17 protein-coding genes are annotated in these 24397 nt (G+C 37.6%); 4 read left to right on the forward strand and 13 right to left on the reverse strand.

What is annotated here, in order from left to right; translation table 11 throughout:
- Positions 1-17 precede the first annotated feature (17 nt).
- Positions 18-1082, forward strand: a complete 1065-nt coding sequence (locus AADJ06_RS14825; protein ID WP_341227259.1) for a Fic family protein — start codon at positions 18-20, stop codon at positions 1080-1082.
- 11 nt (positions 1083-1093) lie between these two features.
- On the opposite strand, the gene purL is transcribed toward AADJ06_RS14825, so the two are convergent.
- Together purL and AADJ06_RS14835 are read right to left on the reverse strand one after the other, a co-directional pair.
- Complete coding sequence (purL, locus tag AADJ06_RS14830; protein WP_341227260.1) at positions 1094-4798, reverse strand: phosphoribosylformylglycinamidine synthase; 3705 nt, start codon at positions 4796-4798, stop codon at positions 1094-1096.
- A gap of 148 nt (positions 4799-4946) precedes the next feature.
- Entirely contained in the window at positions 4947-5525 is a 579-nt protein-coding gene (locus AADJ06_RS14835) for a YdeI/OmpD-associated family protein (RefSeq protein ID WP_341227261.1), read from the reverse strand.
- A gap of 202 nt (positions 5526-5727) precedes the next feature.
- Between AADJ06_RS14835 and AADJ06_RS14840 the strand changes: the two genes are divergently transcribed.
- On the forward strand, positions 5728-8010 hold the full coding sequence (locus AADJ06_RS14840) for a family 20 glycosylhydrolase (protein ID WP_341227262.1): 2283 nt from the start codon (positions 5728-5730) through the stop codon (positions 8008-8010).
- Between the two features lie 81 nt (positions 8011-8091).
- Here the strand turns inward: AADJ06_RS14840 and AADJ06_RS14845 are convergent, their stop codons facing one another.
- From AADJ06_RS14845 to mnmE, 8 genes are all read right to left on the reverse strand, one after another.
- A complete protein-coding gene (locus tag AADJ06_RS14845) occupies positions 8092-10296 on the reverse strand; it encodes a DUF5916 domain-containing protein (protein WP_341227263.1) in 2205 nt (734 codons plus the stop codon).
- Positions 10297-10309: 13 nt separating this feature from the next.
- Complete coding sequence (locus tag AADJ06_RS14850; protein ID WP_341227264.1) at positions 10310-11653, reverse strand: DUF3526 domain-containing protein; 1344 nt, start codon at positions 11651-11653, stop codon at positions 10310-10312.
- Positions 11650-13101, reverse strand: coding sequence for a DUF3526 domain-containing protein (locus AADJ06_RS14855; RefSeq protein ID WP_341227265.1), 1452 nt, complete (start codon positions 13099-13101; stop codon positions 11650-11652). Before AADJ06_RS14855 ends, AADJ06_RS14850 begins: the two co-directional genes overlap by 4 nt.
- 4 nt (positions 13102-13105) lie before the next feature.
- A complete protein-coding gene (locus AADJ06_RS14860; RefSeq protein ID WP_341227266.1) occupies positions 13106-15571 on the reverse strand; it encodes a TonB-dependent receptor in 2466 nt (821 codons plus the stop codon).
- Positions 15572-15632: 61 nt separating this feature from the next.
- Positions 15633-16328: an ABC transporter ATP-binding protein gene (locus tag AADJ06_RS14865; RefSeq protein WP_341227267.1), complete on the reverse strand. Its 696-nt coding sequence runs from the start codon at positions 16326-16328 to the stop codon at positions 15633-15635.
- A gap of 24 nt (positions 16329-16352) precedes the next feature.
- Positions 16353-17564, reverse strand: coding sequence for a GTP-binding protein (locus AADJ06_RS14870; RefSeq protein ID WP_341227268.1), 1212 nt, complete (start codon positions 17562-17564; stop codon positions 16353-16355).
- On the reverse strand, positions 17557-17922 hold the full coding sequence (locus AADJ06_RS14875; protein WP_341227269.1) for a MerC domain-containing protein: 366 nt from the start codon (positions 17920-17922) through the stop codon (positions 17557-17559). Before AADJ06_RS14875 ends, AADJ06_RS14870 begins: the two co-directional genes overlap by 8 nt.
- Before the next feature lie 225 nt (positions 17923-18147).
- On the reverse strand, positions 18148-19482 hold the full coding sequence (mnmE, locus tag AADJ06_RS14880) for a tRNA uridine-5-carboxymethylaminomethyl(34) synthesis GTPase MnmE (RefSeq protein ID WP_341227270.1): 1335 nt from the start codon (positions 19480-19482) through the stop codon (positions 18148-18150).
- A 153-nt stretch (positions 19483-19635) separates the two neighbouring features.
- Between mnmE and AADJ06_RS14885 the strand changes: the two genes are divergently transcribed.
- Both AADJ06_RS14885 and AADJ06_RS14890 read left to right on the forward strand, forming a co-directional pair.
- A complete protein-coding gene (locus tag AADJ06_RS14885; RefSeq protein ID WP_341227271.1) occupies positions 19636-21036 on the forward strand; it encodes an MBOAT family O-acyltransferase in 1401 nt (466 codons plus the stop codon).
- Positions 21033-22049, forward strand: coding sequence for a hypothetical protein (locus AADJ06_RS14890; protein ID WP_341227272.1), 1017 nt, complete (start codon positions 21033-21035; stop codon positions 22047-22049). Before AADJ06_RS14885 ends, AADJ06_RS14890 begins: the two co-directional genes overlap by 4 nt.
- On the opposite strand, the gene AADJ06_RS14895 is transcribed toward AADJ06_RS14890, so the two are convergent.
- From AADJ06_RS14895 to AADJ06_RS14905, 3 genes are all read right to left on the reverse strand, one after another.
- Positions 22024-23187: a glycosyltransferase gene (locus AADJ06_RS14895; RefSeq protein WP_341227273.1), complete on the reverse strand. Its 1164-nt coding sequence runs from the start codon at positions 23185-23187 to the stop codon at positions 22024-22026. The genes AADJ06_RS14890 and AADJ06_RS14895 overlap by 26 nt on opposite strands.
- Before the next feature lie 85 nt (positions 23188-23272).
- The gene (locus AADJ06_RS14900) at positions 23273-23821 is read right to left on the reverse strand and encodes an OmpH family outer membrane protein (RefSeq protein WP_341227274.1); all 549 of its coding nucleotides are present in this window, start codon (positions 23819-23821) and stop codon (positions 23273-23275) included.
- Between the two features lie 31 nt (positions 23822-23852).
- Positions 23853-24371, reverse strand: coding sequence for an OmpH family outer membrane protein (locus AADJ06_RS14905; protein ID WP_341227275.1), 519 nt, complete (start codon positions 24369-24371; stop codon positions 23853-23855).
- Positions 24372-24397: the final 26 nt, after the last annotated feature.

A 24397-nucleotide genomic window follows, 5' to 3' on the forward strand; every position in this document is an offset into this window, starting at 1 on the left:
GACAAAATATGTCAAATATGATAAATGAAATTTTAAAAGAGCGGAGGATAGAACTTGGCTTAAAGATTCAAGAGATTTCAGCCAATACGGGTATAGACCAGGCACTGCTTTCAAAGTATGAGTCAGGGAAAAGAATGCCATCACAGAAGCATTTATTTGGTTTGGCAGATGGCTACAAAATCTCTTACCGTAAGCTGAAAAGAGAGATGATAGTGGATAAAATTATTGAAATGGTGAAGTATGAACCTCAGCCTATGGATATTTTGATGGCTTGTGAGTCTCGTGCAGAATACTTAAGCGGTGATAAAAGTTTGGAGGTGCCTGAATTGAGTGATGATATCAAGTCTAAGCTGGAGAAACTAGACCGTTTAAAGGATAAATGGGCTGAATCAAAACCTTTAAATACCACACAGCTTAGTAAACTGTTAGATTATTTCAATACTAAGTACACTTATGACAGTAACCGTATAGAAGGTAATACATTAAGTTTACAAGAAACTCAGCTCGTGGTGGCGGAAGGCGTTACTATTTCAGGGAAAAGCATGAAGGAGCATTTGGAAGCTATTAATCATTCTGAAGCTATTTCTTTTTTAGAGTCTCTAATTACGGAGAAAGAACGGCTAGATAGAAGAACGCTTCTTGATTTGCATAGATTGGTGTTAAAAAGTATTGATAATGAAAATGCTGGAAAGTATAGAAACGTGCCTGTGACTATAGGCGGTTCTGAATTTATGCCGCCACAGCCATTTCTTCTTGATAAACTAATGGAAGATTATTTTATTCATTATGACCGTCAAAAAAAGGGTATGCATCCTGTTATTTTAGCGGCAGAAATGCACGAAAGGCTAGTGAGTATTCACCCATTCTTAGATGGTAATGGTAGAACCTCGCGTTTGATAATGAATTTTATCCTTTTGCAGAATGGTTATACCATCGCCATTTTAAAAGGAGATCCTGATTCAAGAATCAAATATTATCGGGCCTTGGAGAATGTTCAGGTTAACAATAATCCTGAACCATTTTATCACTTGATTATAGATAGGTCAATAGCTTCTTTAGAGGAGCATTTGAATTTGGTATAGAGGCTCTGCCTCTATACCAAATCAATATTATTTATTCTTTTTTCTACCCATTTTCTAGCATTTACAAAACCTTCTAACCAAGGGGAAACCTTGTCAGATTCGCGGTTTGTAGGATAATGTGCCCAGTTCCATGGGAATGTAGAACGCTCAATGTGCGGCATCATAACTAAATGCCTTCCTGTGGCATCGCACATCATGGCTGTATTAAAATCCGAGCCATTTGGGTTAGCAGGATAGCTTTCATAACCGTATTTCCCTACAATGTTATATTTCTCTTCACCGTAAGGTAAATTGAATTTCCCTTCACCATGAGAAACCCAAACGCCTAGTGTAGCACCTTCTAATGTAGAAAGCATTACGGAGTTGTTCTTTTGAATTTGTACTGAGGTAAAAATGCTCTCATGCTTATGCGAGTCATTATGAATTAACTTTCCATGAACTTCATGGTCTGGATTAATCATTTCTAACTCCATCAGTAATTGACAACCGTTACAAATTCCTACTGAAAGCGTGTCTTCTCTTTTGAAGAAGTTTTTAAGAGCGGTGTTTGCTTTTTCATTATATAAAAATGCTCCTGCCCATCCTTTAGCAGAGCCCAAAACATCAGAATTAGAGAAGCCTCCTACAGCTCCAATAAATTGAATATCTTCTAAAGTTTCACGTCCAGAAATTAAGTCTGTCATGTGAACATCTTTCACATCAAAACCAGCCAAGAACATGGCGTTTGCCATTTCTCTTTCGGAGTTACTTCCTTTTTCTCTGATAATCGCTGCTTTTGGTCTTGCCGATTTAGAATCTAGGACTGGTGCAGCACCGTCAAATTGACTAGGGAAGGTATAGTTTAGTACTTGGTTTTTATAGTTTTTATATCTTTCTGCTGCTGTTCCGTTAAATGCTTGTTTTTGGTCTAATAGGAAAGATGTTTTAAACCAAGTATCTCTCAGTTCAGATACATTTAGGCTAAGTACTTCCTCATTGTTTTTGATTCTTACTTCATTGCCTTCTTTTGGGCTACCTATTTTGTGTAAGGCTATTCCGTTTGTTTTAAAAGTTTCTTCTACTCCACTACCGGCTTGGAAAACAACTGCAATGTTTTCATTAAATAGTGTTTTTACAAAATCAACCTCTCCTAAGTTTGTAAGGTCAAACTCAGCACCAAGGTTTACATCAGCAAAACACATTTCTAATAAAGTAGTAATTAAACCACCGCTACCAATGTCATGTCCTGCTTTGATTTTTCCTTCTTTAATAAGGTCTTGCAGTGTATTAAAGGCAGTTTTGAAATACGTAGAATCCGTAATGGTCGGCACTTCGGTTCCAACTTTGTTTAGAACCTGAGCAAAAGAGCTTCCTCCTAATTTGAAATTGTCTTTTGATAAGTTTAGGTAATAGATGTTTCCTCCATCTTTTTGAAGAACTGGCTCTACCACTTTCTTAATATCAGAGCAGGAACCACCTGCAGATATAATTACTGTTCCTGGAGCAATTACCTCATCATTCGGATATTTCTGCTTCATTGAAAGCGAATCTTTGCCCGTTGGAATATTGATTCCTAGTGCAATAGCAAATTCTGAGCAAGCCTCTACTGCTTTATATAAGTTGGCATCTTCTCCTTCGTTCTTACATGGCCACATCCAGTTGGCAGATAATGAAACTGATTTTAAACCGTCAGTTAAGGGTGCCCAAACTATGTTTGAAAGAGCTTCTCCTATGGAGTTTCTAGAGCCCGCATCAGGATTTACCAAAGCAGAAACCGGCGAATGACCTATAGAAGTGGCAATTCCTTCTTTTCCTTTGAAGTCGAGAGCCATTACGCCTACATTATTTAGGGGCAACTGTAAAGGGCCAGCACACTGCTGCTGGGCTACTTTTCCGCCTACACATCTATCTACTTTATTAGTTAGCCAGTCTTTTGAAGCCACAGCTTCTAATTGCAATACTTGATTTAAGTATTCTTCTATTTTATCATTTGAATAAGATAAATCAGCGTAGTTTCTTTTCACTGTTTTATCGTCCATGATAGTTTTTGGCGAACTGCCAAACATATCACTTATAGCAAAATCCATTGGCTTTGCTCCTGTAGTTTTGGACACAAAAGTGAAACGATGTTCACCCGTAACTTCACCAACGGTGTACATTGGAGAACGTTCTCTGTCTGCTATTTTCTTTAAGGTGTCAATATCTTTTTCACCAATTACTAAACCCATTCTTTCTTGAGATTCGTTTCCGATAATCTCTTTGGCAGATAGGGTAGGGTCACCCACGGGTAATTTATCTAGGTCTATCACGCCACCAGTTTCTTCTACTAATTCAGAAAGGCAGTTTAAGTGTCCACCTGCACCGTGGTCGTGTATAGAAACTATTGGGTTTTCAGCACTTTCTACCAATCCTCTGATTGCATTGGCGGCTCTTTTTTGCATTTCAGGGTTGGAGCGCTGTACTGCATTCAGTTCAATTCCTGAGGCCATTTCGCCCGTATCGGCAGATGAAACCGCAGCTCCACCCATTCCGATTCTGTAGTTTTCACCTCCAAGTATTACTACTTTATCTCCTTTTTCAGGAACAGCCTTAATGGCCTGTGATGCTTTTCCGTAGCCTATTCCGCCAGCCATCATGATGACTTTGTCGAAACCAAGCTTGCGAGAATTTTCAATGTGCTCAAACGTGAGTAAGGAACCAGAAATCAAAGGCTGGCCAAATTTATTTCCAAAGTCTGACGCACCGTTTGACGCTTTTATCAAAATGTCCATAGGTGTTTGATAAAGCCATGGTCTTTCGTCCATTGCCTTTTCCCAAGGTCTATTTTCTTCTAATCTAGAATATGAAGTCATATAAACCGCGGTACCTGCCAGTGGCAAAGAACCTTGCCCACCTGCTAATCTATCTCTTATCTCTCCACCAGCACCTGTAGCAGCACCGTTAAATGGTTCTACTGTAGTAGGGAAATTATGTGTTTCTGCTTTTAAAGATATTACAGAATCAAAGTCTTCTTCTTGATAAAAATCTGGTTTGTCCGCTGATTTAGGTGCAAACTGCGTAACTACCGGCCCTTTGACAAAAGCCACGTTATCTTTATAAGCGGAGACTATGTCATTTGGATTTTCTTGTGATGTTTTCTTTATCAGCTTGAAAAGTGAAGTTGGTTTTTCTTCACCATCAATGATAAAAGTACCATTGAAAATCTTGTGACGGCAGTGCTCCGAATTAACCTGAGAGAAACCAAATACTTCAGAATCGGTCAGTTTTCTTTCTAGTTTTTTAGATAACTCTACTAAATAATTAACCTCTTCTTCATTTAAGGCTAAACCTTCTGAAAGGTTATATGCGTCAATGTCTTCAATCTCTTTTATAGGTTCTGGTTTAACATTTATAGTGTAGATGTCCTGACCAAGGCTGCTATATTTTTGAGAAAGCATTGGGTCAAAAGCCGATTCTTCAGAAAGAACCTCTTTAAATTCTTCAATCCTAATTAAACCCTCAATACCCATATTTTGGGTTATTTCCACGGCATTAGTACTCCAAGGAGTAATCATAGCAGCACGTGGACCTATAAAAGTGGCATTTAGCACACCTTCGCTATCGTTGGTTTTGGTGTGTTTATGATCAATTTGGCTTTGAAAAAGCCAAAGCAACTTTTTGATGTCTTCGTTTGAAATATTGTTTTCTGTCTGAACAGCAAAAACGGTATTGGCTTGACCGCCAAAAAAATGAATCATTTGGACAAGGATTTATCTTTGGAATAAGAAAACACAAAGTTAAGGGAATTGCGAAAAGTATGGCAGTTTAAAGCTTAGAGTATTCTTAGTAAATATGGGATTGACGGTAGTTTGAAGTCTATAATTCCTCCACCTTTTCTAAGTATAGCTATCTTAAATGCTTTGGAAGCTGATTTTGAGCTGCACATACTGCCGTTTCTGACATTCTTTTTGCTTTGGTTTCTTCTCTCTTAGCTATGGTTACCCAGTACAGAATTATCTTTTTTTGTGACTTACTGAGGTTCTCAAAGAACTCTTTGGATCCTGAATGTTTAGCAAACTCTTTTTCTAAATCATCAGGAATTATGAGAGCATCTATGGCATCTAACATAGTCCAAGAACCATTTTCTTTTGCGATATCAATGCATTTTAGCCCTTCTGGGGTCATCAAACCCTTTTTCTCTAGGGTTTGAACTTTGTCTTTGTTGATTTTTGACCAAGTGCTTTTGGGTTTTCTTTTTGAGAAGAATTGGCGATAACTGAACTTGTCAATTGTTTGTTTCTTACTGTCAATCCAGCCGAAACATAGGGCTTCATCCACTGCCTCACTCCAAGTAATGGAAGGCTCTAGAGATGAGACCTTATAAAAAAGAAGCCAAACGGATTCCTGAGACTTATGATTTTCTAATAACCATGTTCTCCAATCTGCTTGACTTTTAGGGTAAAATGTTTCTATGTCTTTCTTCAAGATTTGCTTACTTAATTGTAATGGGAGGCAAATTACAAAATTAGAGTTTTATAAAATTACGGTCTTGTTTGACCTGCTATTGCAGCCTTCATCCATTAATAGTGGCTTTATATGAGTTATATATTAAAATATTTTAATAATGATGATTTGAAAGAGTCCAGAATTAATATTTTTGCTCTTATACAAATTTAATACTCCCATTATGTACAGGTTATTGACGCTTGGCTTTCTTGTTCTCTCTAGCTTGAGTTTTGCTCAGGATATTATTCCAAAACCACTTTCTTACATTGAAGGAGACGGTCAATTTGTACTAAATGAGAACACTTCTATTTTAGTTAAATCGGTAGATAAGGGCTTAATGACAATTATAGCCAATCTTCAGGAGGCGGTTAAAGAAACTTCCGGAATCGGTGTTCCGGTTCAGAATAAGAACGAAAATTCAATAGCCTTTTTATTGGATAGCAATTTAGAGAAAGAGGCGTATGAGATAAATGTTTCTATTGACCAAGTAATACTAAAAGCGGGCTCAAATACGGGTTTGTTTTACGCTTACCAATCATTGCTTCAGCTTTTTAGAGATGATATTTATGATAAAACAAGTCCGTTAGTAAAGCTTAGTTTACCGGTTTGCGTAATAAAAGATAAACCTCGTTTTGTTTATAGAGGTCTTATGCTAGATGTGGGGAGGCACATGATGCCCGTAAGTTTTATTAAGAAGTTTATTGACCTAATGGCCATGTATAAGTTCAATCAATTTCATTGGCATTTGACCGAGGACCAAGGGTGGCGAATTGAGATAAAAAAATATCCAAAGCTAACAGAAATAGGAGCTTTTAGAAAGGAGAGTCCGTTAGGACATGATAGCGAAAACAGAGGAGACGGAAAGCCTTATGGTGGATTTTATACACAAGAAGAGGTAAAAGAGATAGTAGCATACGCCACATCAAAGTTTATAAATGTGATACCTGAAATAGAAATGCCGGGTCATGCAGTTGCCGCCTTGGCGAGTTATCCAGAGTTAGGCTGTAGTGGAGGACCTTATGAAGTAAGAACAAGATGGGGTGTGGCAAAAGACGTTTACTGTCCTACTGAAAAGACCTTTGCTTTTTTGGAAGATGTGTTGACAGAAGTAATGACACTTTTTCCGTCAAAATACATTCATATTGGTGGTGACGAATGCCCAAAAGATAGCTGGAAGGCTTCGGAATTTTGTCAAGACTTGATAAAAAAAGAAGGTCTCAAAGATGAACACGGACTCCAGAGCTATTTTATCTCTAGAATCGATAGTTTTTTAACTTCAAAAGGTCGCAAACTGATTGGTTGGGATGAAATATTAGAAGGTGGACTTTCTCCAAATGCCACGGTTATGAGTTGGAGAGGAACAGAGGGTGGAATAGAAGCGGCTAGACAAAAGCATGATGTTATTATGTCTCCTAACTCCTTTCATTATTTAGACTATTATCAGGGTGACCCTATTTCTGAGCCTCTGGCCATTGGCGGATTTTTACCTTTAGAAAAAGTTTATTCGTACGAACCATTGGAGGAAGATTTAGCTCCAGAAGAGTTAAAGCATATTTTAGGTGTACAGGCTAATTTATGGACGGAATACATTCAAACGCAAGAAAAAGTAGAGTATATGCTTTTCCCGAGAGCATTGGCTGTGGCAGAAACTGCATGGTCAACTAAGGAAAATAAGGAATACGACAGTTTTGAAAGCAGAGTTAAGAGCCATTTTAAGAAATTAGATAAACTCAATGTTAACTATGCCCATTCTATTTATAATATCAAGGCTGAGTTAGCAACAACGGATACTGGGGAAGTATTGGTAAAGTTAAATAATATAGAGGCAGCACCTCAAATACATTATACTTTGGACGGCTCAGAACCTAGCAATACTTCTGCGGTGTATAATATAGACAAAGGCATTCTTATCACGGAAAAAACCAAGCTAATGGCTAGTTTGTATAATGAAAAAGGTAAGAAGTATGGAAATACCTTTGAAGCTGATATAAGAGTTAATAAAGCCACAGGGAAAAGCTATGATTATCGTTCTGAGAAAACAAAGTACACTGGAAATACCGAAATGGCTCTGACAGACGGGCAAATAGGTAATGAGAAGAACCTGCAGACCTGGGTTGGCTTAGAAGGAGGGACATTAGACCTTACTATTGACCTAGAGCAACTTAGTAAATTATCAGATTTGAGCATTGGGTTTCTACATTCTCCTGGTAGCTGGATTATGTTTCCAAGTATTTTAGAAGTAAGCATTTCTAAGAATGGTAAGAAGTTTAAGAAGCTGGTAAATCAGTCGTTTAGTAAAGGCGGTGAATTGGCTCAATTCGTAGAAAGGGTAAAAGTAAACCTCTATGGTAAAAAGGCAAGGTTTGTTAAAATTACCGCAAAAAGCTTCGGTAAACTGCCTGAATGGCATGATGGTGCAGGGGCAAATGCGTGGCTATTCGTTGATGAAATTGAGGTCAATTAGGCTTTGGTATAAAATAATTTATTAGGTGGGTTTATGACAGAAGGGTTCCTTCTTATGAAATGCCTCCTTTAGTAATTTGGGTCAAAACTGTCTCAGATAACTGACCTTGCTCGTGAAACTCTGATTCTGAATTGGACTTTCTTGGTAGCTATTCTCATTGAAAACCAGATAAAGAAAGCTCAATGGAGCAAACTCCCAACTGCCACGAATGTTAATGCGACCTTGCCTATCAAAAGAGTTATACTGATAAAAACTAGATAACTGTATTCTGGGGTTAGGGGCAATTCTTAGCCCTAAAGAGTATAAGTCAGTGGAGAAATTGGCATTTTCTATACCAAAATCTTTAAAATTACTATGCTCATAACTGGCCGAAATTGCTATGTGAGGAATAGGGGCAAAGCGACCTGAAGAGGTAAAAGTGTTGAGCTGACCGTTAAAATAACCACCAAACTCATACTTGGCCTCAAGAGAAACTTTTTTCGAGGCGTCTGTTTCATACCTGAAAAGCTGTCTCCAGAAGTTATATTTTCCTATTGGGATAGTTTGACCAAGAATGTTGAATTGGAAATTATAGGCTTGCCATGTTGGATAAAGGGCATACTCCAGTTGTCCATTGCTGGAAGTGATAATATAGATAGGAAAAATATAAAAGTTGGCTTCTTGTAATTTAAAGTCAGAGGCATTTTGATAATAATTCACAAAAACACCGGGATCCCATCGTCTAATAAGTTTACCCAATTTTCCTTTGGGTCTCCAAATGAAATATCCACCAGGACTATGATGAATAGTGTTATTCGCAAAGACAAAGCCCATTCCGGGTATATATTTCTTATCCACAAATTTAGTTATCCAACCCATATATGCATTCTGAGGGGCATATTTTACAGATAAATTACCTGCCATTCCCATTTTATCAAAGGAACTATCTATGGAAGCAGATAGTAAATAACTAATAGTCCAGCTGTCATTTGGCCTCATAAGGCCATCTAAAGTAAGCGTGGTGTTATTATGAGCAGAGAGGCCTTTTTCAATATTTTGCTCATCATACTTATTGGTAAGCATTACACCTATATTGTTTTGTTTGCCGTAGTTTTTTAGATACCTGAATACGCCAAAGTTTGCAGCTCCTTGTGCTTCAGTGGCTCTCTGCCTTACGTATAATCCTGCAATACTCCTTTCTTGTGTACGGTCAGTGAACCTTAGCCCCACATCAATAGGAACTGGAGGAGCGTTAAACTGTGAATTAGCTAAACCTATGGTTCTGCTGAAAAATGGGTTTAGGCCATTGACACCTGCCCCAGCATAAATACCTGAATTCTCTAAAAAGAATTGTCTCTTTTCAGGAAAAAGTACGTTAAAACGTGTAGTGTTATTAATGGCCCTATCAACATCTGCTTGAGCAAAATCAGTATTGAAAGTTAAATCAAGAACGGAATGTGGATTTATAGCCCATTTTATTTCACCACCAAGTTTAGGTGATTGCAAGGTGCTTAGGTTTCCTTCGCTATCAATATTTCGGTTATTTTGATATAAAATATATGGATTGACGCGGAGGTTAAGAGATGGTTTTGGCAATTTCAGGCCTCTTAATTCTGCGGCGTATGTCATTCTGTAAGGGCTGAAAGTTTGAGGAATGGCAGGGTACACCGATAGCTCATATTCTCTCCTCGCTAGTCTAGCAAAAGTGACTCCCCATGAACTGTTTTCGGTTCGTTTATCATATCGTAAAGATTTAAAGGGAATGGCAAATTCCGCAAAGTATCCATTTTCTACTATGCTCGTTCTGACTTTCCAGAGGGCATCCCAATCGCTATCAATAAAGGTGTCGTCAAAAGACTGAAGGTCTCGCTGGTTTCCGTATGGTGTGGTTTGAAAACTAACGCAAAAGCGTTTGAGGTTTTGAGGGTCTAATTGTAAATAAAAGATATCGTTCTGGCCAAAAAGAAAATCTCTGCGGAGGTCTTGAACACGAACTCCCTTTTTTCCTAGGCTATCCTCACAAAAGACTCCAAAGTATAAGTTTTTATCATCATATATTACCTTAACCTCGGTCTTGAAACTAACCTCTCCACCTTGTCTAGGTTCGGTTCGGAAAAAGTCATTGGTGAGGGGAGCGTTTTCCCAAACCTTTTCACTTAGCTTGCCATCAATAGTTATGGTTTCAGTAGTTTCTATTGCCTGAATTGTGGGAGCAATTAATGCAGGCTCAAAATTCCCTGTAGTGAGGGAACCTTGAGCTATACAGAACTGACAGGATAAAATTATGATAACTATTAGCTTCTTCATAGAAGGGGAATTTCTAAATCAAGCTTCTCACATTGCGTTTAGCCCATATGAAGCCAACTAGGGAAGCTAGGAGTAAAGGCAATAGTATTTGGAACCAATTTATATTGCTTTTCTCATTGAAATATTCTAGTTTAAAAGACTTCCAGTTCTCATTTGATGCGGAAGCTTCACTAAATATTTTAGGATAGAAATAGAGGCGTTTCTTCTCATGGAATTTCACTAGTTCGTCACCAAAGTCGAGGTAATTCTTTAAACCAGATTTACTTAAATTGCTCATAGTAATTCCTGTATGCATACTAGGGAAGATAGTGCCAACCGTAGAGCTAAAGGCTTCCCTTTGTCTTAGCTTTTCTTGTAAATTTTTAGAGGCCTCTGAGGCCATATCATCACCAGACTGCTGCATAGCGTAATACCATAGCCAGTTAAAATCTCCGGGAGGGAGTTTGTATTCACTGAATTGTGGATAATGGTCATAAAACTTTTGAAGCGTTTCCTCTTTGGGTTTATCCCACTGTGCATGGTAACCTTCTCGGCCGTCAATTAATGTTTTGAAAGTTTCGGAAACCGGGAGTTTGTAATTAATAACAGCGGTGAAAATGGCTGGAATAACAATAGCCAATAAGACCCATGAAAAGACTAAAATGACTGCATTTTGGCTTGAGGTCTTTTGAAAGCTAGCAACTAACCAGCCTAGACTAAACCAAAATAGGATGTATAACATAGAAACTAAAATGAAGGCAGAAAAAGCGGCATCTAAGGGAATGTCTAAATATACTTTAGCAATGGAAAATAACAGAAGAAGTACTGCTAATACACTCAAAAACCTTATAAATAACTTCATGCGAAGCATTTTCTGAGGGTTTTCAGACTGACTTAATATTAAACTCCATGTACCATCTTCCTTTTCTTCTGAAATTATGCTGAAGCAAAACGCTATAATAATTAAGGGGAAGAAGTAAATCAGAACAAAACTGAAATCCAAATTACCTAATAAGGAGTAGAGGGGATTGATTAAATCGGTATTGTACTTTTGTTCTTCTAGGTACCTAATATTTACGCTTTGCACGCTTGGATTTATATCTCGCTGGCCTATGGAGAGTCCAGCAAGGTTTGGCATCTCATTTACCAGTCCAAATTTTACATAATATAGTAAAAGGCCTAATTCTTGCGGGTGATTCTTTACGTTATTTTCAATACTTTCTTCTTGAACTTTGGCAGTTAGTTTTACATTTTCTTGGTATTTGTCAAGGAATTGCCTTCCGGTATTGATACCCAATAAACCCGTAAAAAACAATAAACCCAAACCCCAATGTAGACCCTTGGAACGAATGAAATTTAGAAATAATAATCGTGTCATATTACTTTGAATTTTGAGGTGAAGTTTTGGACATAAAACCCAAGGGCACAGAGCCATAATAGGATTGAAACTATAGAAATAATTTCGGCACTTATAGCTTCTTTTAAATCACTAAATTGATAATGGAAATCAGGGAATTCTTTCCAATGATTGTTACTAATTATAGCTGATTTATCAGAAGAGCTGGTGACATCATTGCTTATTAATTCTATTTGCAAATCATTCATTTTTTGAGCCAAATTATACCTGTATTCTTCAGCTTGATTTTGAAAGCTAGTATAGGTAATGAAATCAGTGCCGGCTAAAGCCATTGAAAGATTTTTGATGGCCAAATAGGGATTTAAAAGTGCTGTATACCGCACTATATCTTGCTGGTCTTTGTAAATATCAAGCAAATCACTTTGATGGCGGGCGTGGGTTACGGCACTGAGTTTTTCCCCTTCTTTCATCATAAAACCGCTATAATTGAAAGGCAATTCTTTTACCGTACTTACATTATATGCATTTAATAAAGAGTCTTTAAGAGCAGCATAATGCGGGTCATTAGGATTATGGCTGTCTCCTTGTTCTATAATTTCCGACTCCACCGCCATATCAAATACCATTTTTGATGGGGAAGGGTAGAGGTATTGACCTAAAATCAAGGCCATTTTTGGAAGAACCAGCGTAAAAATGAGCCAAATGCCTATTAGTTTTGTAAGTGATGATTTGGCCGTTGCACTTTTAGCAGAAACCAAAACAGCGAGCATAGCACAAATCAGGTAATAGGCTGTATAAGCAAGCCCTATCAGAAAATACCTAATTAGGGCGTCCGTCTTAACGTCTGCAAGTTCGGAAAATGCAATTATTAACAGACCCAAAACATAAGCAGGTAGAAAAACTATTAAAGCCATTTTTAATAGACCAAAGCTTTTGCCAATAATGATTTCAGGCCAAGTGATTCCTTGGATTGATAACATTTTCAGGGTGCCATTTTCTCGCTCTTTTGCAACGAGAGAAAAGCCCCAGAAGAAAAGTAGTAATGGCAGCAATAACTGAAGAACCATGGCCGCCGATATTTCGCCAAAGCGTAATAAACTACTTGATAAACTTGCTTCAGAAAAGTTGGTGGTGTTTTGCTTATGGGCTTCCAAAAAGATGGCGTTACCAATGAAGCTTTCCATACCAAAGTCAAAAAAACTTAAGGGATACTTATGCCTTAAAGCCACATAGCCGTAATGAGCCATTCTGTGGGGGTGCTTATCTGGGTTGTTTTCCCATTTTTCGCGTACCTCATGAGAGTAATGCTCAACTGTTTCTTTCTGAAAGGAATAACTATTTACCCCAGAAATAAGACTAAACATGAGCAAACCAAACATGACACTTACCAAGACTTTGGTAGTCTTGCTTTTTTTCAGGATTTCATCCCAAACCTGTTTTGAAAGTATTTTAACAATGTTAATTCTCATTAGCTTAGAATTTATAAGTAGTAGATAGCATTATGTTTCGTGGAGCTCCTGGAAATAATCTGAGATAAGTTTGAGCACCTGTCCAATAAGTAGCATTGGTCAAGTTGCCTACATTTAGTGCTAGCTGCATATTACCCTTGCTTGGTTTATAATATAAAGCAGCGTCAAGCAGCGTGTAGGCAGGAACCATAAAATCACGTGTAAACCAAGGAATTCTTTCTCCTACGTACTGTAAGCCAAAGCCAATTCCTAGGCTCTTTAGCTGAGACTTTGGACTGAAATTATACCTTGTCCAGATATTACCTGAGTTTTTAGCAGTATTCTCCTTACGCTCTCCTATGAGTGCCTCATTGGCGTCGTTCATAATTACGGCATCTATAAAACTATATGAAGCATTGATTTGCCAGTCTGGTGTAATGTAACCAGCAATATCCCACTCAAAACCACGACTTCTATCTGCACCTCGCTGTACTAAAAGGTCGGGCTGGGTAGGGTCATTGGCATTCATTAATATGTTTTTTTGATTGATCTCATAAATGGCCATGTTCATTGAAATTCTTTTGTCAAAGAATTCAGCTTTAGCTCCTAACTCTTTGAGGTCGCTGATAAGTGGTTCAAATCTCGCTGGTGAATTTGGATCCCAAAAGAATGCTCCAGTACTTGGCATTAACGTCACAGTATTAGACTGAGGCTGATAGCCTTCTAAATAAGTAGCATATATATTTATGTCTTTAGTAGCTTCAAAGGTCAAACCTATTCGAGGAATGAGAGCGGTGTTTGTGAATGATTGCTCATTGGCTGTTTCGTAATTTGTTATGTCTTTAAACCACTCATTTCTTAAGCTAAGTAGTGCCGAGAACCTACCAAACGTCAATTGTTCTTGTAAGTAAATAGCATTGGTAGTAGTTAAGGCGGTAGGTACTGCTATATTGACATTTAGGGCATAATCACTAACATTTCTGATGGTATATGATGGATTTGCTAAATCAAAATATGGAACATTTGGGCGAGGTAGTACTTTGTCATTTATTGTAATGGTTTGGTAATCTTCGGCATTTTCTTGTACAAAAGATCGTGCTACAGAACCATCATTTAATAGATAGCCTCTAGCAGCATTTTGGCCGCCACCTATTACTTTTTCCCAACTTTGTAAATCGTACCCTACTAATAATTTGTTTTCCAGTTTTCCTAAGTCAAAATCAAAATTGAAATAGGCGTTTAGATTGTCTACGTTCCAGTACTGCTGACGCTGAACAAATTGCATTACGGCCAGACTGGTAACTGGTGTATTGGTAATGTCTGGGGCAAAAGCATTGGTGGTGCGGTGCTCCTGAAGGTCTTCTGTCCAAGACTGCTTCATATACCTAGTATTGAAGCTTATATTCTCTGAAAACTTATGAGAGAGGTTTCCTGTAATAATGATTTCATTTGATTTGAAGTAATCTGTTGGCGAGCCTAAATTCAAGCTTTGCGGAGTACTATTAAGGTTTGTTTGCCCGGCTACTGCTCCAAAAATGGGCTGACCACGGTCAAGTGTACCAGTACCATTATTAAAAATCATTTCAGCATTGATAGATGTTTTGGAGTTTGGTAAATAACTGATGGAAGGAGAGATTAAAACGGCATTGTTCTGAACCAAATCACGGAAGGAACGAGCTTTCTGAATGGCTCCATTAAGACGGTACAGCAAGGTCTTAGATTTATTTAAAGGTCCTGTAAAATCTAGGCTGCCTCTGAAAGTGCTAAAGCTTCCAACAGCCATACTTACTTCTTTGCGGTCTACTGCCAGCGGCTTTTTAGTAACCATATTGATACTCCCACCAGGGTCAACACTCGAAAACGTAACAGACGCAGGCCCTTTCAGTACCTCTACACGTTCTATATTGGTAGTAAGTGGCTGTAAGAAATAGTATTGACGAGTCCGCATACCATTAATGATTTGCCCTTCTTCGTTTTGGTTTATACCTCTAATATTGTATTGATTATAATTACTAGAAGGTAATACACCGCTCGCTATTTTTACCGCATTTGCCAATTGAAAGGCTTGCCTATCGGTGATGAGTTCTTTTGTGATGGTACTTAAACCCTGAGGAAGTTCTTTGTTTTTGATGGCTATTTTGGTGGCTGAAAAAGAATACTCACTGTTATAATCTTTGGCGGCTCTTCCTACTATTTCTACCCCTTGTAAAGTAGTGGATTCAGGCGTAATTTCAATGTGTAATACCTCTCCATTTGTTACTATTTGGTAGGTCTTGTATCCAATGAAGCTTACCTGCAAAGTTCCCTCGCCTTCTATACTAAACGTGCCGTCAATGTCCGTGATGGTACCTTTATTGGTTTCTAATAATTTTATGGAAGCTCCTACAATTTTATCTCCTGTTATGGCGTCAGATACATGTCCTGTAGTAGTTTTCTGGGCATATATAAAAAAACTAGACAGTGATAATAGTATGGTAAATATTGATTTCATTTAAGTTTTGTATTTGAGTAAAGCACCTCTTATATAGGTGTTTGGTGTACTTAATCTAGGTTTATACAGTTTGTAAATAGAGTTTCTCCAATTCATTGGCAGAGATATCTTTGGCCTCTGTAACAGAGACCAGATTCCCTTCTTTCATAATGCCGATTCTATGAGCCACTTCCTTGGCACGGAAAATATCATGCGTGGCCATCAAAATAGCTGTACCGTTTTTAGATAGTTCTTTCAGTATCTCTGAAAACTCATTGGCGGTTTTTGGGTCCAGGCCGGAAGTGGGTTCGTCTAGTAGTAAAGCCTTCGCTTTTTTTGCAAGTGCTATAGCAATACCCACTTTCTGTCTCATCCCTTTAGAATAGCCAGCTAAGCGTTGATTATGGGCGGAGTTTTGCAAACCTGCTTTAGAGAGAAAACTGGAAAGTTCTTCGTTACTGTAAGAAAAGCCTGCTAAAGAAGAGAAGAATTCAAGATTTTCGATACCTGTGAGGTTAGGATACAGCATGACAGTTTCAGGAATATAGGCCAGATGCTGCTTGGTTTCGTTGGCATTATCTGCTACAGAAATATCATTAATACTAGCAGTGCCGCTGCTAGGCTCAATAAAGCCTAAAAAACAATTTATGGTGGTGGTTTTTCCAGCACCATTTTGACCAAGCAGGGCAAATATTTCCCCTTTGCCAATTTGTAAATTAAGCTTATTGAGAGCAGTATTAGTGCCGTAGGTTTTTGAAAGGTCTTTCGCTATTAGCATAGTTTATTATTTTTCATTTCTAACTTAAATTCTTGGAAAAGGGTCATTGAATTTTCCTTGAGCTTCCATTTTTTTAATTTCAGCTTCCGTACATAGGCATTGTTCAAATTCTTGGCAGATTGATTCCTTGTCAAGGTCTTGACCTATAATGACTAACTCGTTCATTCTATCGCCAAAACGTTTATTCCAGCGACTTTCAATAAGGGCTTGATTGTCTATAAATGCGGCATATCGTGAACGCTCACTAAAAGGCATGCTAGCCCACCAAACGCCAGCACCTTCGGCTCTAACAGAACCACCCGCCTGACTCCAGTTTAAGGCAGAGTCTTGGCGAGAAGCTATCCAGAAAAGACCTTTGGAACGAATAATTCCGGAATGCCAATCTTCCCCAATATATTTCCAGAAGCGTTCAGGATGGAAAGGTCTAGGGTCACGAAACACAAAACTGTTTATACCGTATTCTTCCGTTTCTGGCAGGTGTTCTATACCATTATTTTTATTCTCTAATTCCTGAATCCAACCAGCTGAGTTTTCTGCCTTCTCATAATCAAAAAGGCCGGTGTTTAGAATTTCCGAAGGAGCAACTTTTGAAAAAGAAGATTCAATAATTTTAGCCACAGGGTTAAGCGATTTAAGAATGGCTTTTAATTCGCCGATTTGAGACTTACTCATTAAATCTGTCTTATTCAGAATGATTATGTCGGCAAATTCAATCTGGTCGGTCAGAAGGTTTACGATGGTTCTTACGTCGCTGGGGTCTTCATTAAGTTCTCGCTGCCAAATATTGTCTGCAGAGCTAAAGTCTTTTCCAAAATTGAAGGCATCTACCACGGTCACCATACAGTCTATATAAGACCAGCGTGAAAGATCTATTCCGTTTTCTTCATCTTTAAAGCTGAAAGTTTGGGCTACAGGGACCGGCTCAGAAATACCAGAAGACTCTATTAATAAATAATCAAAACGGTTTTCTTTAGCTAGTTTTTCTACCTCTACCATGAGGTCTTCACGGAGGGTACAGCAAATACAGCCATTGCTCATCTCTACGAGTTTTTCTTCTGTACGGTGGAGGTTTCCTTCTTTTTCCACTAATGCAGCATCTATGTTTACATCGCTCATGTCATTTACAATGACAGCCACTTTCAGACCTACTTTATTATTGAGAACATGATTAAGCAAAGTGGTCTTACCAGCTCCGAGGAAGCCTGAAAGCACGGTAACGGGGAGTTTTTTATTCATGATTACATTTATTACAGTATCGAATGTTTATAATATGGCCTATGATAAGGCCTAAGCTGGCCACATAACCAAGCTTGTGTAAGGAGTGATGATAGTCCTCAAATATGATGGAAAGGGTCAGCAGAATAAGGCTTGACCATATAAACCAAAGGGCAGTCTTAGACGAACTAGGCTTATTTGCCTGAAAGGCAGAAATAAAACTTATCAATAGAAAAAAGTAGGCTACTTCATGCCACCAGGAAAAATTGGAGGCTATAAGGATAAGCACTGGTGTGAATAAGCAATGTATCACGCAAAGTGATGCACTGGCTATTCCGATATAATCTTGTTTGTTTTTCAAATCTTCTAAATGCAACATTGTTGCAAATATAAGAATGCGGAAAACCTAAATGCAACAACGTTGCAAAAATAAATTTAATCATTGCTCATAGAGGATGATACCATGATAAAAATGGAAGTCAGGAAGATTTAAAAGTAGGTTTACAGCAGTTTAGGCAAAGGAACAGGGAGGTGGTTTCTATTTATCTTTAAACAGAAACATAATCGGTTTTACCTATGATTACGTTAAGATTTTATAATAGGTCTACTTTCCTATACAAAACTTCCCAAAGATATTCTTCAGTAAATCGTCTGTGGTGATGGTGCCTGTAAGCTCTCCAAGGTGAACTAAGGCCAGTCTGATATCTTGGGCTAAAAAGTCACCGGTAATATTTAAGGCTAAACCGTTTAGGACTTCAGTTAGGGCTTCGTTAGTTTTTATAAGGAGGTCGTAATGTCGGAGGTTGGTGAGTACGGTGTCGCCTTGTGTTTTTATAGATGTAGAGTCAAAAAGGATATTTTCTAATTCCGAAATACCTTCTCCAGTTTTAGCTGAGATGCTTAAGTCGGCGTTGGCTGAAGTTTCGTTTAAGTCGGCTTTGGTTTTTACCCAAAATACTTTTTTACCTTTGGCCAATTCGGTATAATTTTCTTCCAGATAGGTTCGCTCAGCTTCAGAGTCAAATAAGAAAAGAACTATTTGAGCTTTTTGAAGAGCCGCTTTTGATTTTTCTATACCTATTCCTTCTACTATGTCTATAGTTTCTCTAATACCGGCGGTATCTATAAATCGGAATTTCATTCCACGAATCACCATGGTATCTTCTATGGAGTCTCTGGTAGTTCCGGCTATTTCGGTAACAATGGCTTTCTCCTCTTTCAAAAGTGCATTTAGCAATGTGGATTTTCCCACGTTGGGTTGACCAATGATGGCAACAGGAATACCTTCTTTGATAACATTTCCTGCATCAAAAGAGTCAATAAGTGGGTTTAATTGACTTTGAAGACTTTCTATCAATTTTTTCAAATCATCTCTATCTGCAAACTCCACATCTTCTTCCCCAAAATCAAGTTCCAACTCCACCATGCTGGCAAAGTGGATGAGCTCATCTCTAAGAGAAGTTAACTTATCTGAAAAACCACCTCTCAATTGATTTATGGCCAAATTATGAGCAGCAGAAGAATCTGCCTCAATCAAATCTGCCACGGCTTCTGCCTGTACTAGGTCAAACTGACCATTCATAAAGGCTCTTTGCGTAAACTCACCTGGTTTTGCCAGTCGGCAGCCATTATCCAGTAGAAGTTTCAAAATCTCTTTAATCACAAAAGAGCTTCCATGACAAGAAATCTCTACGGTGTCTTCTTTTGTAAAAGACTTTGGAGACTTAAAAACAGCCGATAAAACCTCATCAATCACTTTTTCACCCTTTTGGATAGTACCAAAATGGACGGTATGCGTTTTGACATTTTCAAGTTTTCGTCCTTTAAAAATAGTATCCACTATTTGGATGGCATTCAAGCCTGAAACACGAATAACGCCAATAGCACCCACTCCTGGAGCAGTGGCTAAAGCACAGATGGGTTCTTGATGATGAATCATAAGTTTGCAAGTTAATTCTTTCTAATTCTAAAACTGTGATGCTTGCATTCAAAACATAGAATTTTGATAGATATTCAGTGGAGAATTCTTAGTATTTTTGGGCTCAAATTGAATAAGAGCAACAAACAAAACCGGTCTTACTAAACAGCGTACATGCTTTTTAATTCCATTCAGTTTATATTTTTCTTCATTGTAGTCTCCATTTTGTACTACAGTTTAAGGCACCGTGGTAGGGTATGGCTCTTGCTTTTGGCTAGCTGCTACTTTTATATGGCTTTTAAGCCAGTTTACATACTAATTCTCGGTGTTACCGTTCTGGTAGATTATTATGCCGCTTTCTTAATAGACAGAGCAGAAGGCAAACGACGGAAATGGTGGTTAGGTTTAAGTTTGGTGGCGAATATTGGCTTTCTCGCTATTTTTAAATACTTCAATTTTATCAATGCTAACATTAGTTTTGCTTTGAATCTAATTGGTATAGAAAATCCAATTCCTAATTATGGTTTAGAGCTTCCTATTGGTTTGTCTTTTCATACTTTTCAGGCCATGAGTTATACCATTGAGGTATACCGTAAAAATCAAAAGCCAGAGAAAGACTTTATAATCTACTCGCTTTATGTGATGTTTTATCCTCAGCTGGTAGCAGGGCCTATCGAGCGTCCTCAAAACCTATTGGGACAATTTCATACCTATTTCAAGTACAATTTTGAAAACATAAAGCAAGGTTTAATACGAATAGCCTGGGGGCTTTTCAAAAAAGTAGTGGTGGCAGATAGACTCGCCATCATGGTAGATTATTGTTATAATAGCCCGTCGGAACATAGTGGTTCCACATTACTGCTGGCTACAATCTTTTACTCTTTCCAAATTTATTGTGATTTCTCAGGCTACTCTGATATGGCCATTGGTTGTGCTAGATTGATGGGCTTTAATCTCATGGAAAACTTTAATGTGCCATATATTTCTAAATCAATCTCTGAGTTCTGGAGCAGGTGGCACATTTCTCTATCCACGTGGTTTAAAGACTATTTATATATTCCCTTAGGCGGGAATAGAGTAGGGGAATATAGGCTATATCTTAATTATTTCATTGTCTTTACCATTTCTGGCTTGTGGCATGGTCCCTCTTGGAACTTCATAATCTGGGGAGCTATGCACGGTATATTTTTGGTCATGGCTATGTACTGGAAAAAGCATATTGGGTTTAAACTACCGAAAACTAGTTTAAGCACTATAGTTCAAGTGGTCTTTACGTTTACTTTGGTTACACTCAGTTGGGTGTTTTTTAGAGCTCAGGGGCTCACTAATGCTTTGACTATTCTTGGGAAGATTATTAATTTTGATACTTATACAGCTTTAAGTAGCCCTTTCTCGGTATCGGAATTATGGTTCTGTGCTTTTGTCATTTTAGTTTTAATGCTTAAAGAGATTTATGTTCCAATTATCGATACGAGTAAAACACCAGCCTTTTATGTCAAATTTATAGGCATCATGGTGGTTTGTTATTTCTTTGGCGTGTTCACTTCCAATCAATTTATCTATTTCCAATTTTGAAAATACTTAAATACATAGCGTTGGTTTTAGCAGCTTTCTTATGGTTGGAAGGCTGTTCTAGTGGTTTGTCTACTTGGCTTTTTGAACATGGTTTGGTCAAAGATGATTATCGATATGGTGATTTGTACCGACTATCTAACCTAGCCAAATTTAGAGAATTAAAGGAAACCTGTGCAACTCCAAACTTAGAGAAAGAACAAGGGGTACATCTGGTATTAGCAGGTGATAGCTTTACGGAGTTTGGCCGTATGGACTCTAGCAACTTTATAGCTTCTAAGTATAATTATATAAGGGTAGATGGAAATACGGATATAAGTTTAGATACTGCGGAGTTTAACGTATTGGTAATAGAAACCGTAGAGCGTCATTTTAGAGAGCGTTTTACAAGCGTTTGGAATGGCGTTAATGTGGTAGATGGCAATGGTTCGTCTCCTGTGGATGTAGTAAAAGAAAGCTTTTTCAAAAGAGCCGTTGATTTCGAATTACCATATTCTACAGAGCTTCATGAGGGGGTTCTTTTTGGTTATGATTTTATGATGACCATTAAAGATTGGAAGGCAGCCTTGAATTATAAATTATTTGATAGAGTAGACGATAATGTCCGTTTAAATAAAACCGGAGAGCATTTACTGTATTACTTGCCCTCAGAGCCGGGCATAAGTTCTGCTTTTGACAAGATAGGGGATGAGGAGATAGAGACTTTGGTAACTTATGTCAATGAAACCTCTCAAAAATATAAGGCTCGTGGTTTTGATAAAGTAATTTTAAGTATCATTCCTAACAAGACAAGTATTTTAGGAAGGGATTTGGGAAACTATAATCAACTTATTACGAGAGTGCATAATCACCCGAACCTCAGTGTAGAGATAATAGATGCTTTTGGTGCATTAAATAAACTCGGAGATTCTGGTTTTGCCAAAGGAGACACGCATTGGAACTGCAGAGGTAAGCTTGCTTGGGAAAATCTTTTAAACGATGCCTTAAGAGCTAAGGTAAGTCAAGAAGTGTTTTAACAAAGGCTTCTGTACCATGGTCTTTATAGTAAGCTTGTCCATCCATTTTCCATTTGTTTTCGGAGTTTATAAACTCAGCAAATTTCTTTGTAATAGCTGCTGTGTCTTCAGGGTTAACTTCGAAACCTAGTTTGTATTCTTTGGTTAAATCTGCTACTATGCCGTAATCAGAGACAAGAGAAGGTTTGTTATACTTTGCGGCCATTCCAATAATTCCGCTGCTAGCAAAGTAATTAACATTCATTCTTAGAATTAAGTCTGACTGAGCAAAAAGAGCTTCCATTTCATCATCACTCACAAATTTGTCGTTCTGTAAAATTTGATAAGCACATCTACTTTTTTCTAAGGCTTCTTCTAATGTTAGTTTGTATTCTGGAGCTACTTTGCCAATCATCAGAAGTACAATATCCGATTGCATTTCTTTAGGAAGAGCTTCCAGCGATTTTAAAATGTTTACTACGTTTTTTCTATTGTCAATATGCCCAAAAATCAGAAATATAATCTTTGACTTCTCAATGACGTATTTAGCTCTAATATCAATGCTTTCGGTGATATTGTAATCAAAAACAGGGTCAGGCAAGTAAAAGAGTCGTTCACCATGTTTTTCATTGATTGCGTTTACCGTGGCTCTATCATTCAGAACGAAAATTTGCTGTAAATTTTTGTTCCTAAGAGCTAACCTAAACATGGCCTGTTTTCTCCACTTAGCTATTTTAAACTTAGTGGTAGTAATGATTGATTTACTCAAAGAAACTTGTCTAAAATAAGGTCTAAACCATATCCCAGAAACATCAAAACCTGTTTTAGAATCATTACCTATGGCAACTTGATAGATATCAAATTCCATCAAAATTATCTTTTGAGCATCAAACTGGCTAGCTTTTAGTTTGATAAAATCCCATTGCTTTTTGTATTTCTTTAAGGCGGTTTTAGCTTCAAAATTAGCCGAAGTATGAGGTTTTATGACCTCTACTTTAATGTTAGCACTTTCAGGTATTTGCAGCTCTGCATTTACCAAAAAATGAAAGGTCCCTTTATGTTCTGGTTGATTTTTGGCCAGCCAGTTAAGTGTTTGCTGAACAAAACCTATTTTGTGGCCATCCAGTTGAATATTTAAATCTACTATTAAATAATTCATTCAGTAAAGAGCAATCGTTTGGAGTGTAATCTATAAAAAAAGCCTCTTTGATTTACTCAAAGAGGCCATAATTTGGGAGTGAGAATTAGTTTCCTTCAGTATCTTCAGGAGGCGTTACACCCATATGCTTAAACACTAAAACCGTGATGTTATCAGAATCTGGAGCTACTAAAATTACAGGAGTAGTACCATATCCAGCATCAGAGTTTAATACGTGTGTATATCCGTTTGCTTTAGCTACTTCGTCAATAGCAACTTGAATTTTGTCCATTACTGGAGCTAAAAGCTCACGTTGTTTGTTTTGGATAGCTACTTCAGAATTTTGTTGAAATTCTTGAATACCAGTTTGAGCAGTTTGAAGGCTCTTTTCTTTATCTTGACGAATTACCGGAGTCATAGTAGCGGCATTCTTTTGATAGTTTTCATAAGATTTTTGAAATTCTGCTACTTTTTCTTGAAGTAATTTATCGTACTGAGCTTTCTCAGTAGTCAATTTTTCTTGAATTTCTTTAGAATCTGGTAGGTTTGTAAGGATGTAATCAATATTAGTGTACCCAATTTTTACCTGAGCGTTGGCACCAATACCTGCTAGCATTAATGCTGCAAAAAGGGTTGCGAAAAGTTTAATCTTCATTTTATACTTATTAGATTTAATTAATAACATTTTATTTAGTTTCTAGAATTCCTAGTTCTTCTAATACATAGTCCGTGTAATCATGACGCGGGTCTGTGTAAATCATGCTGATGTCAGACGCTTTGTCAAACAAGAACATTAGTTTTTTATCTCGAGCAACTTTCTCACAAGAATTATAAATGGCGTCCATTATAGGTCGCATTATTTCCTTTTTCTTTAGAAAGAGCTGCCCTTCCAGCCCAAATATACTATTATTCAGTGCTTTTACTTCTTCTTCTTTAATCTTAATAGCTTTCAGTCGTTCTTTTTTCATGTCATCAGTCAATAGAATTTCTTCTTGCTGATAAGCCATTTTTAAATCTTCAACCTCGCTATATTTAACTTGTATGTCTTTTACCCATTGTTCCGAGTAAGAATTCATAGCTTCTATGGCTTCTTTATATTCAGGCATTTTCCCTGTAATAAACTCAGAATCAACGTATCCAAATTTCTGTGTGAAGCCAGAAACCGAGATTAGCGACAAAAATAGAAAAAATAATGTCTTCTTCATCTTAGAATATTTTTCAAATGTGACAA

This window comes from uncultured Arcticibacterium sp. (assembly GCF_964021845.1).
GTDB lineage: Bacteria > Bacteroidota > Bacteroidia > Cytophagales > Spirosomataceae > Arcticibacterium.

Coding starts and splice junctions, on each gene's coding strand:
- AADJ06_RS14825 (WP_341227259.1), top strand. CDS start 18: ATGATAAATGAAATTTTAAAAGAGCGGAGGATAGAACTTGGCTTAAAG.
- purL (WP_341227260.1), bottom strand. CDS start 4,798: ATGATTCATTTTTTTGGCGGTCAAGCCAATACCGTTTTTGCTGTTCAG.
- AADJ06_RS14840 (WP_341227262.1), top strand. CDS start 5,728: ATGTACAGGTTATTGACGCTTGGCTTTCTTGTTCTCTCTAGCTTGAGT.
- AADJ06_RS14845 (WP_341227263.1), bottom strand. CDS start 10,296: ATGAAGAAGCTAATAGTTATCATAATTTTATCCTGTCAGTTCTGTATA.
- AADJ06_RS14850 (WP_341227264.1), bottom strand. CDS start 11,653: ATGACACGATTATTATTTCTAAATTTCATTCGTTCCAAGGGTCTACAT.
- AADJ06_RS14855 (WP_341227265.1), bottom strand. CDS start 13,101: ATGAGAATTAACATTGTTAAAATACTTTCAAAACAGGTTTGGGATGAA.
- AADJ06_RS14860 (WP_341227266.1), bottom strand. CDS start 15,571: ATGAAATCAATATTTACCATACTATTATCACTGTCTAGTTTTTTTATA.
- AADJ06_RS14865 (WP_341227267.1), bottom strand. CDS start 16,328: ATGCTAATAGCGAAAGACCTTTCAAAAACCTACGGCACTAATACTGCT.
- AADJ06_RS14870 (WP_341227268.1), bottom strand. CDS start 17,564: ATGAATAAAAAACTCCCCGTTACCGTGCTTTCAGGCTTCCTCGGAGCT.
- AADJ06_RS14875 (WP_341227269.1), bottom strand. CDS start 17,922: ATGTTGCATTTAGAAGATTTGAAAAACAAACAAGATTATATCGGAATA.
- mnmE (WP_341227270.1), bottom strand. CDS start 19,482: ATGATTCATCATCAAGAACCCATCTGTGCTTTAGCCACTGCTCCAGGA.
- AADJ06_RS14885 (WP_341227271.1), top strand. CDS start 19,636: ATGCTTTTTAATTCCATTCAGTTTATATTTTTCTTCATTGTAGTCTCC.
- AADJ06_RS14895 (WP_341227273.1), bottom strand. CDS start 23,187: ATGAATTATTTAATAGTAGATTTAAATATTCAACTGGATGGCCACAAA.
- AADJ06_RS14900 (WP_341227274.1), bottom strand. CDS start 23,821: ATGAAGATTAAACTTTTCGCAACCCTTTTTGCAGCATTAATGCTAGCA.
- AADJ06_RS14905 (WP_341227275.1), bottom strand. CDS start 24,371: ATGAAGAAGACATTATTTTTTCTATTTTTGTCGCTAATCTCGGTTTCT.